Source organism: Bacillus sp. MMSF_3328, assembly GCF_030733525.1.
GTDB classification, from domain to species: Bacteria; Bacillota; Bacilli; order Bacillales; family Cytobacillaceae; genus Bacillus_AB; species Bacillus_AB infantis.
Map to the genome: position 1 here is coordinate 238,219 of NZ_JASHIV010000001.1, position 17,366 is coordinate 255,584.

16 protein-coding genes are annotated in these 17,366 nt (G+C 45.3%); 11 read left to right on the forward strand and 5 right to left on the reverse strand.

Features of this window, described 5'->3' with window-relative positions:
* Window positions 1-44: 44 nt before the first annotated feature.
* Together ispG and RBB45_RS01160 are read right to left on the reverse strand one after the other, a co-directional pair.
* On the reverse strand, window positions 45-1,160 hold the full coding sequence (gene ispG, locus RBB45_RS01155; RefSeq protein WP_022544197.1) for a flavodoxin-dependent (E)-4-hydroxy-3-methylbut-2-enyl-diphosphate synthase: 1,116 nt from the start codon (window positions 1,158-1,160) through the stop codon (window positions 45-47).
* 150 nt (window positions 1,161-1,310) lie between these two features.
* The gene (locus RBB45_RS01160) at window positions 1,311-1,649 is read right to left on the reverse strand and encodes a hypothetical protein (protein ID WP_009794867.1); all 339 of its coding nucleotides are present in this window, start codon (window positions 1,647-1,649) and stop codon (window positions 1,311-1,313) included.
* Between the two features lie 171 nt (window positions 1,650-1,820).
* Here RBB45_RS01160 and RBB45_RS01165 point away from each other — a divergent pair, with 171 nt between their 5' ends.
* Complete coding sequence (locus tag RBB45_RS01165; RefSeq protein WP_009794868.1) at window positions 1,821-3,581, forward strand: methyl-accepting chemotaxis protein; 1,761 nt, start codon at window positions 1,821-1,823, stop codon at window positions 3,579-3,581.
* 91 nt (window positions 3,582-3,672) lie between these two features.
* On the opposite strand, the gene RBB45_RS01170 is transcribed toward RBB45_RS01165, so the two are convergent.
* The gene (locus RBB45_RS01170; protein WP_101550312.1) at window positions 3,673-4,446 is read right to left on the reverse strand and encodes a DUF1189 domain-containing protein; all 774 of its coding nucleotides are present in this window, start codon (window positions 4,444-4,446) and stop codon (window positions 3,673-3,675) included.
* A 225-nt stretch (window positions 4,447-4,671) separates the two neighbouring features.
* Here RBB45_RS01170 and RBB45_RS01175 point away from each other — a divergent pair, with 225 nt between their 5' ends.
* From RBB45_RS01175 to phoU, 10 genes are all read left to right on the forward strand, one after another.
* Window positions 4,672-6,306, forward strand: a complete 1,635-nt coding sequence (locus RBB45_RS01175) for a Na/Pi cotransporter family protein (protein WP_009794871.1) — start codon at window positions 4,672-4,674, stop codon at window positions 6,304-6,306.
* 83 nt (window positions 6,307-6,389) lie between these two features.
* Window positions 6,390-6,872, forward strand: a complete 483-nt coding sequence (locus RBB45_RS01180; RefSeq protein WP_009794872.1) for a DUF456 domain-containing protein — start codon at window positions 6,390-6,392, stop codon at window positions 6,870-6,872.
* A gap of 184 nt (window positions 6,873-7,056) precedes the next feature.
* Window positions 7,057-7,665, forward strand: coding sequence for a superoxide dismutase (locus tag RBB45_RS01185; RefSeq protein WP_009794873.1), 609 nt, complete (start codon window positions 7,057-7,059; stop codon window positions 7,663-7,665).
* A 129-nt stretch (window positions 7,666-7,794) separates the two neighbouring features.
* Entirely contained in the window at window positions 7,795-9,012 is a 1,218-nt protein-coding gene (locus tag RBB45_RS01190; protein ID WP_009794875.1) for an MFS transporter, read from the forward strand.
* 194 nt (window positions 9,013-9,206) lie between these two features.
* Window positions 9,207-11,327, forward strand: a complete 2,121-nt coding sequence (locus RBB45_RS01195) for a peptidoglycan D,D-transpeptidase FtsI family protein (RefSeq protein ID WP_366160403.1) — start codon at window positions 9,207-9,209, stop codon at window positions 11,325-11,327.
* Window positions 11,328-11,692: 365 nt separating this feature from the next.
* Window positions 11,693-12,682 carry a PstS family phosphate ABC transporter substrate-binding protein gene (locus tag RBB45_RS01200; RefSeq protein WP_009794878.1) on the forward strand — a complete coding sequence of 330 codons (990 nt, stop codon included), beginning with the start codon at window positions 11,693-11,695 and terminating at the stop codon, window positions 12,680-12,682.
* Window positions 12,683-12,734: 52 nt separating this feature from the next.
* Window positions 12,735-13,709, forward strand: a complete 975-nt coding sequence (gene pstC, locus RBB45_RS01205) for a phosphate ABC transporter permease subunit PstC (RefSeq protein ID WP_009794879.1) — start codon at window positions 12,735-12,737, stop codon at window positions 13,707-13,709.
* Entirely contained in the window at window positions 13,709-14,587 is an 879-nt protein-coding gene (gene pstA / locus RBB45_RS01210; protein WP_009794880.1) for a phosphate ABC transporter permease PstA, read from the forward strand. The genes pstC and pstA overlap by 1 nt, the downstream gene beginning before the upstream one ends.
* A gap of 96 nt (window positions 14,588-14,683) precedes the next feature.
* Window positions 14,684-15,511: a phosphate ABC transporter ATP-binding protein PstB gene (gene pstB, locus RBB45_RS01215; protein ID WP_224951515.1), complete on the forward strand. Its 828-nt coding sequence runs from the start codon at window positions 14,684-14,686 to the stop codon at window positions 15,509-15,511.
* Between the two features lie 53 nt (window positions 15,512-15,564).
* Window positions 15,565-16,224, forward strand: a complete 660-nt coding sequence (gene phoU / locus RBB45_RS01220; protein WP_009794882.1) for a phosphate signaling complex protein PhoU — start codon at window positions 15,565-15,567, stop codon at window positions 16,222-16,224.
* Window positions 16,225-16,318: 94 nt separating this feature from the next.
* Here the strand turns inward: phoU and RBB45_RS01225 are convergent, their stop codons facing one another.
* On the reverse strand, window positions 16,319-16,852 hold the full coding sequence (locus RBB45_RS01225; protein WP_224951513.1) for an endolytic transglycosylase MltG: 534 nt from the start codon (window positions 16,850-16,852) through the stop codon (window positions 16,319-16,321).
* Window positions 16,849-17,220: a hypothetical protein gene (locus RBB45_RS01230; protein WP_009794884.1), complete on the reverse strand. Its 372-nt coding sequence runs from the start codon at window positions 17,218-17,220 to the stop codon at window positions 16,849-16,851. Before RBB45_RS01230 ends, RBB45_RS01225 begins: the two co-directional genes overlap by 4 nt.
* Window positions 17,221-17,366: the final 146 nt, after the last annotated feature.

Sequence of the window (17,366 nt, forward strand, 5' to 3'; positions counted from 1 at the left end):
GAGCCGGTCTTTTATTTGCTTCAGCTGAAGGGGCGGCAAGCCGCTTAATCATTCATTTGAAGCTGCTTTTCAGCTTCTTGTTTAGCATAGTATTCTTCAGCGATTTTATCGATCTCGATTTTTAATTCTTCGACCATTGTATCTTCAGGGACTTTGCGGACTATTTTCCCTTTACGGAACAATAGGCCTTCCCCGCGGGCGCCGGCGATACCGATATCTGCTTCACGGGCTTCTCCAGGGCCGTTTACAGCACAGCCTAGCACAGCTACTTTTATAGGTGCTTTGATCTTCTGGATATATTCTTCCACTTCATTGGCAATGCTGATCAAATCGATCTCGATCCGGCCGCAGGTCGGGCAGGAAATGAGTGTAGCAGCATTGGATGAAAGTCCGAATGACTTCAAAAGTTCCCTGGCGACTTTTACTTCCTCGACAGGGTCGGCACTCAAGGAAATCCTTAAAGTATTTCCGATGCCTTTGCTTAATATGGCACCAAGGCCCGCGGCGCTTTTCACCGTGCCGGCAAACAAGGTCCCTGATTCTGTAATTCCAAGGTGAAGCGGGTAATCAAACGCCATGGCTGCTTTTTCATAAGCCTCGATGGCCAGGTTGACGTCAGAAGCCTTCATGGAAACTATGATGTCATGGAAATCAAGGTCTTCAAGGATTTTAATATGATGCAGGGCGCTTTCCACCATACCGTCGGCAGTCGGATAGCCGTATTTCTCGATGATCCGCTTTTCCAGTGAACCGGCATTAACACCGATCCGGATCGGGATCCCTTTTTCCTTTGCAGCTTTAACAACTGCTTCCACTTTTTCACGGCGGCCGATATTACCAGGATTAATCCTGATTTTGTCAGCTCCGCCCTCGATAGCCTTAAGAGCCAGTTTATAATCAAAATGGATATCCACTACAAGAGGGATATTGATCCTTTTCTTTATTTCAGCGATCGCATTTGCCGCTCTTTCGTCAGGGCACGCCACCCGGACCACTTGGCATCCTGCTTCTTCAAGCCGTTTAATTTCAGCAACAGTAGCTTCCACATCATGCGTCTTAGTGGTCGTCATGCTTTGGATTACAAGTTCATTATTGCCGCCGATGGTCAGGTTGCCTACTTTGACCGGGCGGGTTTTGGTACGATGTATAATTTCACTCAATGGTGATTCGCTCCTTTAAATATGGAATTGGAACAATATAAAATGAATTTTCAGCAGCGCATTGCAAAGTCCTGCCGCTGTCAAACTATATCCTATTGTATCAATGAACCTGCTGAATTGACAAGAATGATGGTTCTGGCATTTATCTTTTCAATTGCTAGTTTTTGCGTAATCCGGAAATTTATAAATTTTGCCTGCCTGAATCTTCCCGGCCTTCACTCCGCTGTTAAGCTTTTCAAAATCTGCTGCTACCCGGGAGATAGAAACGGGAACTGAGCTGTCCAGATGCCTCTCGACGATTGTCAGGACAGTCTCCCCGGGAACTGCTTTTTGTTCAAAATAGGCCAAAGCATCCTCATCCGGCTCCACAATGGAAGAGGCTTCAAGGGCAGGGGCCTGGTCAGGGGCAGGAAGGGTCCCGCGGCTCAGATCATAAAATATAATATATATGGCAAGAACAGCAATCAGCAGCGCAGCAAACCGTTTCATTGGGCACAGCCTCCGATCCGCAGTATTTTTATACTGAATGTATGCCTGTACATCCAAGGATAGAACAAGCTATGCATACGAAAAATGATTTAGGAAAATATTACTGCTTTTTTACAAAAGCTTAACAATCCCTCTCTATAATTGAAGGTATTAGAGGGGGAGAGATGTATTTTGGCAAAAACATCACAGTATTTCATCAAACTTAAAAAGGCTGGCAAACGTTTTGCCAGGCCATTGCAGAGTATGAAGTTAAGAATAACCGGGAAAAATCTCATGGCAAGGATGCCGCTGCAATTCAGGCTTCTGTTCCTGACTTTGGGGCTGCTTGTTGCGGCCATTTCAGCAGTTGCCTATATCTCATATGAAAAGTCAAAAGATACAGCGGTAGAGCTTATGGAGCAAAGGCTGGAAAGAGAAACAAAAACCTTTTACCAGCTTGCACAGAACTTGATGTTCATTTACGTGGGAAAAGAAGATGAGTTCAGCAAAAAGGTAAACCAGGTGCTGAAGGGACAGGAAGCGGAGCTGGCAAAAGATGGGCTGCACGGTGAATATTTTCTTATTTCGGGAGGAAAGGCGGAAGCTTTTGATGTCAGTAAAAAATCTTCATTGAAGTTTCCGGAGAAGCTTTTGGCCGGCATCCAGGAAACAAAAACCGGGATTGCCCATGAAAATTTGAATGGAAAGGAATATACCCTTTCCTATCACAATGTCCAGGAGCTTAATGGGGTATTTTTAATAGCCATCCCGCAAGAGCAATACCTGCACAATGTTTATGACATGGCTACATACATACTTATTGCAGCGATTGCCAGTATAGCGGCTGCTGCCCTCCTCATCTTGCTGCTGGTCCGAAGCATTACAGGCCCGCTTAATACGTTAAGAGATATTATGAAGCAGGCCAGGAAGGGTAACCTTGACTTAAAAGCAGAATCACGAACCACAATCCCGGAGATTACATCTCTGATAAAAAGTTTTCATAGCATGATGAGCCAGATGAGGGAGCTGATCATCCGCATTTCGGATACATCCAGGGATTTGACATGGACAGGTGCTGATCTGCAGGAAATTTCCGGCCTGGTTCTGGAAGAGCAGGAACACCTTAATGAAGCCATCCGCATGGTAAGGGCCGGGGCAGAAGAAACCGCAGGAAGTTCAGAGAAAAGCATTCAGCTTTTTCAGGAAATGAAAAATTCAATCGAAAGCATCTCTCAGATGATGGGAAGTATGACTGCCAGCGCAAGCTCAATGAATACATCCGCATCAGAAGGTGAAGAAAGCATCAAGGATCTTGTTCATACCGTGAGAAACTATGAGAAGGAGTTTAAAGCAGTTTCTGCCTCTGTACAGGAGGTAAGGGATTATTCAGATAAGATCGCACAAGTGGTCACGCTGATTCAGGATATTGCCGGGCAGACAAAGCTTCTTGCCCTGAATGCGGCCATAGAGGCAGCAAGGGCAGGGGAATCAGGAAAAGGCTTCGCGGTTGTGGCTGATGAAGTAAGGAAGCTGGCAGAGCAGTCTTCAAAAGCTGCTGAAAATATAACAGGAACTATAGCAGAGATGGAGAGTATTTCTGCTAAAGCTTCAGATGGCTTCCAGGAGATGCAGGAAAACTTTGAGATTCATCTGGAGGCAGCGGAGAAAAGCAGGAACACATTTGATGTACTCATGCGGGAAATTTCATCAGTAAGCATGATGATTAAAGAGTCCGAGAAGGGACTGGCCGTCCTGAATGGGATAGTGCCTGAAGCCGAGGCTGCAGCAGAAGGATTTGCCTCCGTAAGCCAGGAAACACTTGCAAGTGCAGAACAAATGATTTCAGCTTCCAATGAGCAGGCAGCCAAGACTAAAAGAAGCCATGATGCGGGTGAGAGCCTTATCTCCCTTTCCGGGTCGCTTGCGGAAACCATATCATTGTTTAAATATTAATGAATGAAAAAAGGCGGCCCGAATGGTCCGCCTTTTTCATATGCAAATTGGAAGGGTAATCCGGCTGAGAATACAGCTTGATTACTGACGCTTATTGCTTGCTTTTTGGCATAGGCACTTCCTTTATTGCCAGCATCAGGATGATGATGGACACAAACCAGTTGATCATGAAGCCGCTTGGCACATTTGTCTGCAAAGCGCCCATGACCGCAAAGAAGACAGTCGGCAGCGTGACGCTGTATGCGGCCATCCGCCATAAGTGCCTGTATTGCAGGCGGCGGCCGGCAATGCTGCGGAGAAGGAGGCCGATCAGCGCCAGTACGGAAACCTCAATGAATTTAACCGCGGTGCTGAACAGGTAAATGACTAAAGCCATAATAATGATGAAAATGACCAGGACTGAATCAATGGAATCCAGGAAGGATACTGCGTCTTCCTTCGTCAAAGTCAGATCGCCTGCCATTGAATAAGAATACGTTTGCACCTGCCCGCCTGCAACAAACATAAATTCATCTTTTAGCATAGCGAGGGCCATATTGGAATCGGCCAGCTCTTCTTTATTGGCGGTGCCTGTTGAGTCAAATACAATGGTAAAGCTGTTTTTATTGATGATGATCGGAGCTTTTTGATCGGAATTCAGTTCCCCGTTCTCAATCGTAAAGTCAGGGATATCCTCTGCCAGGCTCTCACGGGCAGCATCTGCTCCTGACATGATGGCCGTGCTGAAATAATAGATGGTTGGCAGGACAGACAGGAGGGTAAGGAGGAAAACATAGAGAATTGTCTTCCCGATTCCCTGAAAACGGAAGGCTGCTATATCCCTTGGGGAATAAAGACTTTTAAAAAACTGTTTAAATACATTCATTTTGACACACCCTTAAAAAGATTCACCATTTATTTTAGCCGCAGAGCCCTATATGTACAAGTATGATCCATAAACAGATTTGTAACACAACTGTAACATTAGGCTTAAATGTTAAGGTATTGTAAATTTGGCTGAAGGAATCTTTACTTTTTATTTACCCATCATACATAATGATGTGGGGTTTGTAGATTAATGTCGAATCTAAAAAGTTATAGGGGTTGAAAAATGGTGGAACTAAACATCCAGCAAATGCTTTTTGAATTTTTGGGCGGCCTTGGTATTTTCTTATACGGTATTAAATTCATGGGCGACGGCCTTCAAAAGTCGGCCGGTGATAAACTTAGGGATATATTGGACAAGTTTACTACCAATCCGGTCATGGGTGTTCTCGCGGGGATCATTGTCACGATCCTTATCCAGAGCAGCTCTGCTACAACAGTCATCACCGTCGGTCTTGTCAGTGCCGGCTTCATGACCCTGCGCCAGGCAATTGGCGTCATCATGGGTGCAAATATCGGAACGACGGTAACGGCGTTCATCATTGGTATTGATGTTGGGGAATATGCACTTCCAATCATAGCATTGGGCTCGATCATGCTATTCTTCTTTAAAAATAAAAAAGTACATAATGCCGGCCAGATCGTTTTTGGATTCGGGGCATTATTTTATGGACTTGAACTGATGAGCGGGGGAATGAAACCGCTCAGGGGGCTTGAGGCATTCCACGATCTAACAGTCAATATGAGCTCCAACCCGATCCTTGGTGTAGTGGTCGGTACATTGTTCACGGTCATCGTCCAAAGCTCGAGTGCGACAATCGGGATTCTGCAGGGCTTATTCTCTGAGAATCTGATCAATCTTGATGCAGCTCTGCCAGTCCTCTTCGGGGATAATATCGGTACAACCATTACTGCCGTGCTGGCAGCCATTGGGGCCTCTGTCGCAGCGAGGAGAGCGGCAGCTGTACACGTCCTTTTCAATCTGATCGGGACAACCATATTCCTGATACTGCTTCATCCGTTCAATCTGCTGATTTCAGCTTTACAGGATAAGCTTAGTCTCAATCCGGAAATGACAATTGCGTTTGCACACGGGATCTTCAATGCGTCCAACACATTGATTCAGCTTCCATTTGTAGCGGCGCTTGCCTTCATAGTCACAAAGCTGATTCCGGGCGAAGATTCAGTTGTTGACTATAAAGCGAAGCATCTTGATCCGGTGTTTATAGAACAGTCTCCTTCAATTGCCCTTGGCCAGGCGAAAGAAGAAGTGCTCAGGATGGGATCGTTTGCGGTTAAAGGCCTTGAAGAAACAAACCTGTTCTTAAAGACAAAGCTGAAAAAGCATTCAGACAGTACCTATCAGCTTGAAGAAGCTATCAATAATCTTGACCGCAAGATTACAGATTATCTGATTAATCTATCAACAAGCTCACTTTCTGAAAATGAGTCTGAAGAACATACAGTCCTGATGGATACAGTAAGGGACATCGAGCGGATCGGCGACCACTTTGAAAACATCATTGAACTGATTGAATATCAGCAGGCCAATAAAGTGAAAATCACTGAATCGGCGATGAATGACCTTGAAGATATGTTCGCTTTGACGATTTCAACGGTAAAGGAATCCCTCGAATCGCTTGACCATAATGATAAGGAAGCTGCAAGGCATGTTGTCAAAAAAGAAGAGGAAATTGACAAGATGGAAAGAAAGCTGAGGAAGCAGCATATCATCAGGATGAATGAAGGGACATGCACCGGACAGGCGGGAATTGTTTATGTGGACATTATCAGCAATCTGGAGCGTATCGGTGATCATGCTGTGAACATTGCAGAGGCTGTTTTAGGAGAAGACAATTAGTGTATAGTAAGCAAGAGGGAAACCTCTTGCTTTTTCCTTTTTCAGAGTGGATAGAAAAATAAAAAGTCGAAGGTGCTGGTCTAATGGAATATGTATACTGGACGATTATCATTATTTTATTTGCGATTGCTTTTATTGGCCTCTTTCTGCCCATCATCCCAAGCGTCCTTTTCATCATCGGAGGATTTGTTGTTTATGGGCTGTCCTATTCTTTTGAGCCCTTCGGGTGGCTGTTCTGGCTCGTCCAGGGGATGTTTGTCCTTCTTCTGTTCGGAGCCGATTATGCGGCCAATATGATTGGCATCAAGAAATACGGAGGTTCAAAGGCGGGAATCTGGGGAAGCACGATCGGCATCCTGGCCGGCCCTTTTGTCATCCCGGTTTTAGGGATACTGATCGGCCCCTTCATCGGCGCCATCGCCGCTGAAATGATTGTCCATAGGAAGGGCATCAGGGAAGCTGCAAAAATCGGGATGGGATCGGTTGTCGGCTTTGTCAGCAGCATTGCGGCAAAGGGTTTCATTCAGACAGTCATGATTGTGTACTTCCTGTTTCTCGTTTTATGACCGCTGCATGCATAAAAGGGAGAAGAGAGGGTATTGTATATCTGTCAGGCAAAGCATTTTGTTTGAAAGGATTACCCAAGTTTGGTAATCTAACATTAAAGACTTTTAGAACGATTCTATTTTCTGAAAAATGGAATAGATGCCGTTCGGAAGCTAAATAATGATACATAGGGAGGAATTTATTATGGCATTTGAATTACCGCAATTACCTTATGCTTACGATGCGCTGGAGCCAAACATTGACAAAGAAACAATGAACATCCACCACACGAAGCACCATAACACATATGTAACTAACCTTAACAATGCATTGGAAGGCAATGAAGAGCTTCTTTCAAAAACAGTTGAGGAAGTCGTTTCGAATCTTGATGCTGTTCCTGAATCAGTCCGCACAGCAGTAAGAAACAATGGCGGAGGGCATGCCAACCACTCTTTATTCTGGCAGATCCTTTCTCCAAATGGCGGCGGCGAGCCGACTGGCGAGCTTCAAGACGCCATCAGCAGCAAATTCGGCAACTTCGAAAGCTTCAAAGAAGAGTTCGCAAAAGCTGCAACTACACGCTTTGGTTCTGGCTGGGCTTGGCTCGTAGTCAACAACGGCGAGCTTGAAGTAACTAGCACTCCAAACCAGGACTCTCCATTGATGGAAGGCAAAACGCCTATCCTTGGCCTTGATGTTTGGGAGCATGCATACTACCTCAAGTATCAAAACCGCCGTCCGGAATATATCAATAACTTCTTTAATGCAGTTAACTGGGAAGAAGTGTCCAAGCGCTACAGCTCAGCAAAATAATCTTTCCATCCAGGATAGGCAGCAGATTCGTCTGCTGCCTTTTTGCATGCAATCAAAGCGTTCAGGGATGAATAAGCAAGTCCCCATTGTAGAAGACTACCCTTAGAAACAAAGGGGAGTTTTTATAAAATGAGCAAATTGAATAAGCTGATCGGAAATATTGAGCTGAATAAAGACCTGACCCTGCTGCTATTAATCGGGGGGCTTTATTCTTTGAGTGTTGCTCTTTCAAACACTTTTGTAAATATTTATTTATGGAAGCAATCAGGGGAATTCAAGGATCTGGGATTGTATAATTTATCGATTGTCGTCATTCAGCCGCTTACCTTTATACTTGCAGGAAGATGGGCAAAGAAGATTGACAGGGTCATTGTCCTGAGGATCGGCGTCATATGCCTGGCTCTGTTTTATTTGACTGTCCTGATCATCGGCACAAAGGCATCCCAATTCCTGCTGCTCCTTGGAGCGCTGCTTGGAATGGGATATGGTTTCTATTGGCTGGCGTTTAATGTGCTTACCTTTGAAATTACTGAGCCGGATACGCGGGATTTTTTCAACGGATTTCTTGGGATCCTTTCTTCAGTCGGAGGGATGATTGGACCCATTTCAGCAGGCTTCATCATTTCCAGGCTGGAAAAATTCACAGGCTATTCGATTGTTTTTGGACTTTCTCTAGTCCTGTTCTCACTTGCTGTCTTTTTAAGCTTTTTTCTGAAGCGCCGTCCTGCAGAAGGGGGCTATTGGTTTGTCCGCATCTTTAAAGAAAGAAATAATAACCCCAACTGGAAGCTTGTCACCAATGCACATTTTTTTCAGGGGCTTCGTGAGGGGACCTTCGTGTTTGTCATCTCTGTCTTCGTTTTTATATCGACAGGCAGTGAAATGGCTCTTGGGACATTCGGGCTGATCAATTCGGGCATTGCCTTTGTAGCGTATTATCTTGCATCAAGGCTCATAAAAAAGAAATACCGCATAAAATCGATCCTGGCTGGCGGACTGATTCTATATGCCAGCATCTTTTTTATCATCATTGATGTTACGTACGCAAGGCTGCTCATGTATGCGGCTTCGATTGCCATTGCTTATCCCCTGCTGCTTGTTCCCTATGTTTCCATGACCTATGATGTTATCGGAACAGGCTGGCGAGCAGCTGAGATGAGGATTGAGTATATTGTCGTCAGGGAAGTATTTCTGAATATGGGCAGGGTTGTATCCATTCTCTGCTTCCTCGGTGCAGTAACTTTTTTCAGCGAGGAAAAGAGTATTCCCATTCTGTTGCTGTTCGTGGGGGCAGGCCATTCAGTGATTTACTTCTTCTATCGTAAAATTCAAATCAAGCCTGCATAGGAGGGGGAGGGAGCCTGCCCTCCTCTTTTTGTGTGCCGAAAGCTAATTATTTCCTGTTAAAACCAGCAGGCTGTTTATAGAAATATTTTCTACTTTCTTTTACAATATAAGAAGACAATTCATGAGGAAAGAAGTGTGCTGCTGTTTTGAATAAAAAGAGAAAAAAGAAGAACCATGTGCCTATGAGGCTGAACATGCTGTTCTTTGCTGTATTTTTGCTGTTTTCCATGCTGATCCTTCGCCTTGGCGTTGTTCAGATTGTGTATGGGGATGACTACAAAAGGGAAATTGAGAGGACGGAGGACGTGACTGTCAATAACCCTGTTCCGCGGGGCAAGATGTTTGACAGCACTGGCAAGGTAATTGTGGACAATACGCCGCAGAATGCCATCACTTACACAAATAAAGGCGCAAGCCAGGAGGAAATGCTTAAGGTAGCGGAAAATCTGGCCAGCCTGATTCAGAAGGATACAGAAAAAGTCCAGGAGAGGGATAAGAAAGATTACTGGATCATAAAGAACCAGGAAAAGGCAGATGCAAAAGTAACACAAAAAGAGCTTGATGCCTTAAAGGAAAAATATGAAGATGATAAAGAGTTCAATAAAAAAGTATATGATTTGAAACTGGATCGCATCACAGAGGAAGAGCTGAGTTCCCTCACAGATAAAGATTTAGAAATTCTGGCGATCTACAGGGATTTCACAAGCGGATATGCATTGACTCCGCAAATCGTGAAAAATAAAGATGTCACCAATGAAGAATTTGCAGTTGTCAGTGAAAATCTTCAATTCCTTCCAGGCGTGGACACGACAACTGACTGGGAAAGATATTATGCTTTTGGCAGCACGCTGCAATCGGTGCTGGGAAGGATCTCAAAATCAGATGAAGGCCTGCCTGCGGAAAAGGTGGATTATTACCTGGCACGAGATTACAGCCGCAATGACAGGGTCGGGAAAAGCTATATCGAATTGCAATATGAGGATGTCCTTCATGGCCAGAAAGCAAAGGTTAAAAATATAACCGATAAAGGCGGAAGCCTTCTGAAGACTGAGACGATCAGCGAAGGGCAAAGGGGCAAGGACCTGGTCCTGAGCATCGATATGGAACTTCAGAAGGAAGTGGAAAAGATCCTTGAGGAAGAGCTCAGGGCCGCCAAGCGTTCCCCTGGAACCGCACTTCTAGACAGGGCATATACCGTCCTGATGGATCCGATGACCGGGGAAATCCTGACGATGGCCGGCAAGAAAATCGTTGACGGCGAGATGCAGGATGATGCCCTGGGAAATATTACGACGACCTATAATGTCGGATCAGCTGTAAAGGGTGCCACCATCCTTACGGGCTATAAAGAAGGGGTCATCCAGCCGGGGTCAGTCATCTTCGACGGGCCTCTGCGAATCAAAGGCACTCCAATAAAAAAATCATGGAAGAACTTTGGGCCGCTAGATGATATCAATGCGCTGAAATATTCCTCCAACGTCTATATGTTCCAGACAGCCATAAGGATCGGGGACGGTGTCTATAAGCCGGACAGGCCGCTCCCGCTCAATGAGGAAGGGTTTGATACAATCCGGGATTCCTTCGCGCAATTTGGCCTTGGGGTCAGGACAGGAATCGACCTGCCGAATGAGCAGACCGGATTCAAGGGGATGAGCGACAAGCCCGGTTTTATGCTTGACCTTGCAATCGGGCAGTATGACACCTATTCCAATATGCAGCTTGCCCAATATGTTTCCACTATCGCCAACGGCGGCAACCGGATGGAGCCCCATATTGTCAAAGAAATCCGTGAGCCTCTGATGGACAACAGTGAACTCGGGCCGATTCTTGAGGAAATCAAGCCGAAGGTCTTGAACAGGCTTGATGTAGAAGAAAACTGGATTGAACGCGTCCAGGAAGGCTTCAGGAGGGTTATGCAGGAGCCGGGCGGCACAGCTTACGGAAGCTTTGGCGGAAAAGGGAAAACTTATAAGCCGGCAGGGAAAACGGGGACTGCGGAGGCCTTCTACGATGGACCAAGAAGAGAGGATTTCGGCAAGGAGCCGCCTGAAACCATGAACCTGAGCCTTGTAGGCTATGCACCTTCAGATAATCCTGAGGTAGCCATGGCTGTTCTAGTCCCATGGGCCTACCAGGGAAGCGTCGATCATGGAGCCAACAAAAAAATCGGCGAGCGTGTGCTGGATGCCTATTTCGATCTGAAGAAGAAGCGTGCCGAAGAAAATAAAGATAAAGAAGAAGCAGTCCAAAAAGTGGAGAATATTGAAGATGTAAAAGAAGGCCAGGAAGCTGAACGTGAGGAAGCTGGACTGTAATAAGCAAGGCACGCAGACTCATCATAAAATGCATGCGCATTTTTCTCCTGCGCGGGCAGTTTGAAGAAGCAGATTCAACGTCCTGCAGGAGGCAGCAGAGTTTTTGAGACCCCGCGGAAAGCGAAGTGCCTGGAACATAAATCAGCAGCTATATAAATCTTTCATTATAAGTATAAGCCTGTCTCCTCCGGGGACAGGCTTTTCTATGTTCAAATTTATCTTCATTCCCTCAAATCCGACATTTTAATACAAAAGGAGACCTCATTTACAAAAGCTTTACATTTAGTTAAAACCAGATTAATAGAAAAGCCTTATTCTAATACTCGTAGGACAAAACAACCAAATCTCTTAGGGGGAATAAAGAAATGAAAAGCTTTAAGTACTTGGCACTATCAGCAATGATCGGGGCAGTGCTAGCATTCACAGCAGCTTGCGGCAACTCTGAAGAAGGAACAACAAATGGTTCCCAAACAGACGGAGGCAACAGCACAGAGCAAGCAAGTGATGAAGATAAGCAGCTTCAAGGCGAAATTAATATCGATGGTTCTTCTACTGTATATCCAATCATGGAAGCTGTCGTTGAAGAGTTCGGAATGGAACAGCCTGGAGTAAAAGTTTCTGTTGCATCATCAGGTACTGGCGGAGGCTTTAAGGCATTCATCGCCGGTGACACAGATTTGAGCAACGCATCCCGTCCGATTAAAGAAGAAGAAGCAGCAGAGCTTGAAAGCAAAGGAATTGAATACACAGAATTCAAACTTGCCAATGACGGCCTCTCTGTTGTAGTAAGCAAAGACAATGACTGGGTTGATCACCTGACTGTTGAAGAACTGAAGAAAATGTGGATTGAAGATGGATCAGTGAAAAAATGGTCCGATATCCGTGAAGGCTGGCCTGAAGAGGAAATTAAATTCTATTCACCAGGTACAGATTCCGGCACATATGACTATTTTGATGAAGTAATCCTTGAAGAAGCGCCTATCGTTGAAAAAGCCACACTTTCTGAGGATGACAACGTACTGGTACAAGGTGTAACAGGCGACAAAAACGCTATTGGCTACTTCGGCTATGCTTATTATGCTGAAAACAAAGACAGCCTGAAGGTTGTTCCGATTGACGGCGGAAACGGCCCTGTTGAACCGAACAATGAAACAGTAGAAAGCGGAGAATATGCACCATTGTCAAGGCCGCTCTTCACTTATGTGAAAAACGAATCTCTTAAAAATGAAGAAGTTTATGAGTTTGTCAAATATACGATCGAGAATGCCGGCGTCCTTTCAGAAGATGTAGGCTATGTAAAGCTGAAGGATGAAGAGTATGATGAGGCAATGAAGACATTAGAAGGCCTTAAATAATATTTAACAATTTTATGATGGGAAGCGCGTCACCTGTGCTTCTCATCTTGCTATGCGGATGAAAGGGGTTTTCATTTTGGCACTATTAAAGTCATCGGACACATTTTCCGTCCAGGAAATGATTCAGGAAAAAAAGCAAAAGAAAAATGCAGGAAATATAATTGAAAAGCTCGTACCTTGGCTTCTGCTGCTGACAGCTGCAGTTTCAGTGCTGACGACGATCGGCATTGTCATGACTCTTATTGTAGAAACATTCATCTTCTTTGACAAGGTGAGCATAGGTGAGTTCCTGACCGCCCAGAAATGGTATCCTTTCTCTGAATCACAGGGTTCATATGGGATTCTGCCGCTTGTTTCAGGAACATTGAAAGTAACAGCCATTGCTGTTATAGTTGCGGTGCCAATCGGCCTCGCATCGGCCATCTTTTTGAGTGAGTATGCATCTGACAGGACAAGAAGGATCATTAAGCCGGTCCTTGAGGTTCTGGCCGGCATACCGACGATTGTTTACGGTTTTTTTGCACTGACATTTGTAACGCCAATCCTTCGGGATATTATTCCTTCTCTTGAAATCTTTAATGCCCTGAGCCCGGGAATTGTGATCGGCATCATGATTACGCCGATGATAGCTTCCCTTTCGGAGGACGCTATGTCTTCGGTTCCGCGTGCGATGCGGGAAGGGGCTCTTGCGATGGGATCGACTAAGCTGGAGGTAGCCTTTAAGGTAGTCCTGCCGGCAGCATTATCAGGCATTATTGCTTCCGTTGTTCTTGCAGTATCAAGGGCAATCGGAGAAACAATGATTGTAGCAGTGGCAGGCGGATCGACTCCGAACCTTTCGTGGGACGTGACAAACAGCATCCAAACCATGACAGCCTATATTGTCCAGGTCAGCCAGGGTGATGCCGGCTACGGGACAACGATCTATTACAGCATATACGCGGTTGGATTTACACTCTTCCTGTTCACTTTAGTAATGAATCTGTTCGCCCAGTTCATTTCCCGCCGCTTTAGGGAGGAATACTGATGAAGCTGATTGACCATACATCTGTCGTTAACAAAATGAAACCAAGGCTGTATAAGAATGTACTGTTTAAATTGATATTCCTGGCAGCTACCATGTTTGGATTATTGATTTTAGGAATCTTATTGTATCGGATACTCACTCAAGGAGCCGGCTACCTTGATATGCAGTTCCTTCAAAGCCTGCCATCCCGAAAGCCTGAACTGGCAGGGGTTAAAACAGCTTTGATCGGAACCATTTGGCTCATGGGCGTCGTTGCCCCGGTATCACTTCTGCTTGGAGTGGGAACGGCGATCTACCTGGAAGAATACGCGAAGAAAAATAAGTTTACTGATTTCATCCAAGTGAATATCTCAAACCTTGCAGGTGTGCCATCGATCGTTTTCGGGCTGCTCGGTCTGACTGTATTTGTAAGAGCAGCAGGATTTGGGACAAGTGTTATTGCTGCCGGGCTGACTATGAGCCTGCTTGTTTTGCCGATCATCATTGTAGCCTCACAGGAAGCGATCCGTTCCGTTCCCAAAGAGCTTAGAGAAGCTTCTTACGGAATGGGTGCCACCAAGTGGCAGACCATTGTGCGTGTTGTTATGCCTGCTGCGGTGCCCGGCATACTGACAGGCGGCATCCTGGCGCTGTCCCGGGCAATCGGGGAAACAGCTCCGCTCGTCGTCCTGGGACTTCCGCTGTTCCTGGCGTTCCTGCCGAGGTCTGTGTTTGATATGTTCACTGTACTGCCAATGCAGATTTATAACTGGACCGGAAGGCCGCAGGAGGAGTTTCAGGCGCTTGCAGCTGCAGGAATCATTGTTCTGCTCGTGCTTCTGATCGGCATGAACTCTGTTGCCGTCCTGATCAGAAATAAATTTCAGAAAAGATATTAAGGCTCTTAAATGTTTGATCAGATTTCAGCTTGCCCATTTTTCATGGGCATCCAATCAGACGGGCTAATAATATAGGATGAAGGGGAGTTTTTCATAATGAACGCAACAAAAGATAAAGTGAATGCACCAGCAGTCAGAAAAGGCATTACCCAGGGGTCTGTTAATGAAAAAAGCATCGTATACAAAACGAGCCAGCTGAACTTATGGTATGGCGACAATAATGCATTGAAGAATATCGATCTGGATATCTATGAAAATGAAGTGACAGCCATCATCGGCCCTTCAGGCTGCGGAAAATCAACTTATATCAAAACGCTGAACAGGATGATTGAGCTTGTTCCCGGAGTTAGGACTTCAGGAGAAATTGCTTACAGGGGCAGGAATATTTTTGATAAGTCTTATAAAGTGGAAGAGCTGCGTACAAAAGTAGGCATGGTATTCCAGAAGCCTAATCCTTTTCCGAAATCCATCTATGAAAATGTCGCCTACGGGCCAAGGATCCATGGGATCCGCGATAAAAAAATTCTTGATCAGATTGTGGAAAAGAGCTTGAAGGGAGCGGCTATTTGGGATGAAGTGAAGGACCGGCTGAACCAGAATGCCTTTGGTCTGTCCGGAGGCCAGCAGCAGCGTCTCTGCATCGCCCGCTGCCTCGCCATTGAACCTGATGTCATCCTGATGGATGAGCCGACCTCTGCCCTGGACCCTATATCCACACTGAAGGTTGAGGAGCTTGTGCAGGAGCTGAAGAAAGAATTCAGCATCATCATCGTTACCCACAATATGCAGCAGGCTGCCCGTATTTCAGATAAGACTGCTTTCTTTTTAAATGGTGAAGTGATCGAGTTTTCCAATACAGATAAGATCTTCTCGAATCCTGTTGACAAGAGGACAGAAGATTATATTACAGGCCGATTTGGTTGATGCCCGGTTAAAAAGGAAAACACACTTTACAGGAAAAGAAGGGAGCTTATAAAATGGCAATCCGCGAAAAATTTCATTATGATTTAAAAGAGCTGCAGAATAAATTGATGGAACTGGGCAATTTTGCCGATCAGGCTTTGCTCCGGGCGATTAATGCCCTTGAAAGCAAGGATATTGAGTCATCGCTTGAAATCATGGAGGACGATACAAAAGCTGATGTGCTGTATGAGGAAATCAATGATCTTGCCATCCTTCTGATAGCGAAGCAGCAGCCGGTCGCAATTGATCTAAGAAGAATCATTGTGGCGATCAAAATTGCCACCGACATTGAAAGGATAGCTGATTTTGCCGTCAACATCGCGAAATCAACCATCCGCATTGGAAGCGAGGAGCATGTTAAGCCGATCGTCCATATTAAAGAAATGTACGAAATCACTTCCAGGATGCTTAAGATGTCGCTTGAGGCTTTCAATGAAGAAGATGTCAGGAAAGCAAAAGAAGTGGCAGAAATGGATGATCAGGTTGATGACTTGTACGGCCAGACGATACAGGAGCTCCTGCAGATCAATCTGCAGAAGCCTGAATACCTGCCGCAGATCACCCAGCTGTCCTTTATCTGCCGCTATCTTGAAAGGGCCGCAGACCATGTGACCAACATATCCGAAAGCGTGTTTTATCTTGTTAAAGGAAGGCACTATGATTTGAACAGCTAAAGCAAAGAGCCCTGCAGGATCCCGGATTCTGCAGGGCTCTTTTATTTGAATGAAAATGGATGGAGGGCAAGTGCCTCTCCATCCGCTTCTTTCTTTATCTGCCTTTGGTAATGACAGTTGCAATCTGCTGGGAAGTCATTTCATTGTTCAGTTCAAACGTGCCAAGCTGGATCTTTGTATGCATGCCGCTGGAAATGAGGTACTGCTTAAATGCTGACTCATTGGTGATGATCTTTGCTGCAGCCAGCTGGCTTGCAATCTCTCCGGTATCCATTCCGCTTGAAATCGTGATTTTATAGGTAATCACCTTTGGTTCAGCTTCGTTTTCCTGCTCATCTTGTTTGGTTTTTTCCTCTGCATCTGCCTTTTTATCGCCTTCATTGGATGGCTTTTCAGCGGCTTGGCCCTCTGCCTTGCTGCCTTCTGTTTCATTAGTAGGTTTGCCCTTCAATTCATTGTATTCTTTTTCCGTTAAGAGGACATATCCATTTTCCTTTACGCTTGCCTTGGCAGCTTTAGCATCTGCGAGACTGATATAATCGTCTTTTGAAAAGAAATAAAAAGCACCAATGAGACACGCTGTAATCAGCATCCCAAGTGAAAATGCCCGCAAGGTCAGTCTGTTCATGAGTACTCTCTCCTTGCAGAAAATTCATTGACGATCTCCTGTACAGAGTTTCTGGAAAGGGAGGACTGCTTTGAAATCTGGTCGATGGACAGCCCCTGCTGTGAAAGGGAGAGAACCTGATTCTTCAATATGGGATTGACTGGCCCGGAAGAGAGCGGCTGGCCTGCCGGTTTGGCAGCAGCTCCGTCAACTAATAGCTCTTCTTCAAGCACCTTCAGCTTTTTCTTAATCAAGTAAAGTTCCTGTATCTGATGGATTGATACCTGGTCGATTTCTTCACGAATGCTTTTATATGGATCTTTCAGGAAAAACGAGAGTATGAGAAGCAATATTGCCGCGGCTATCAGGCCGATCATTACATAACCCATTATATTCACCTCAATAATAATTTTTTAGTGCCCTAGTAATTTTACCATTACAGATGACAAAATTCGACTCCATCTAGCAGGAAAAGAAGGTTTATCTGCATAATCCGTACTTTTGGCCGAGTTTAAAACAGAATCCGGCCGGAATG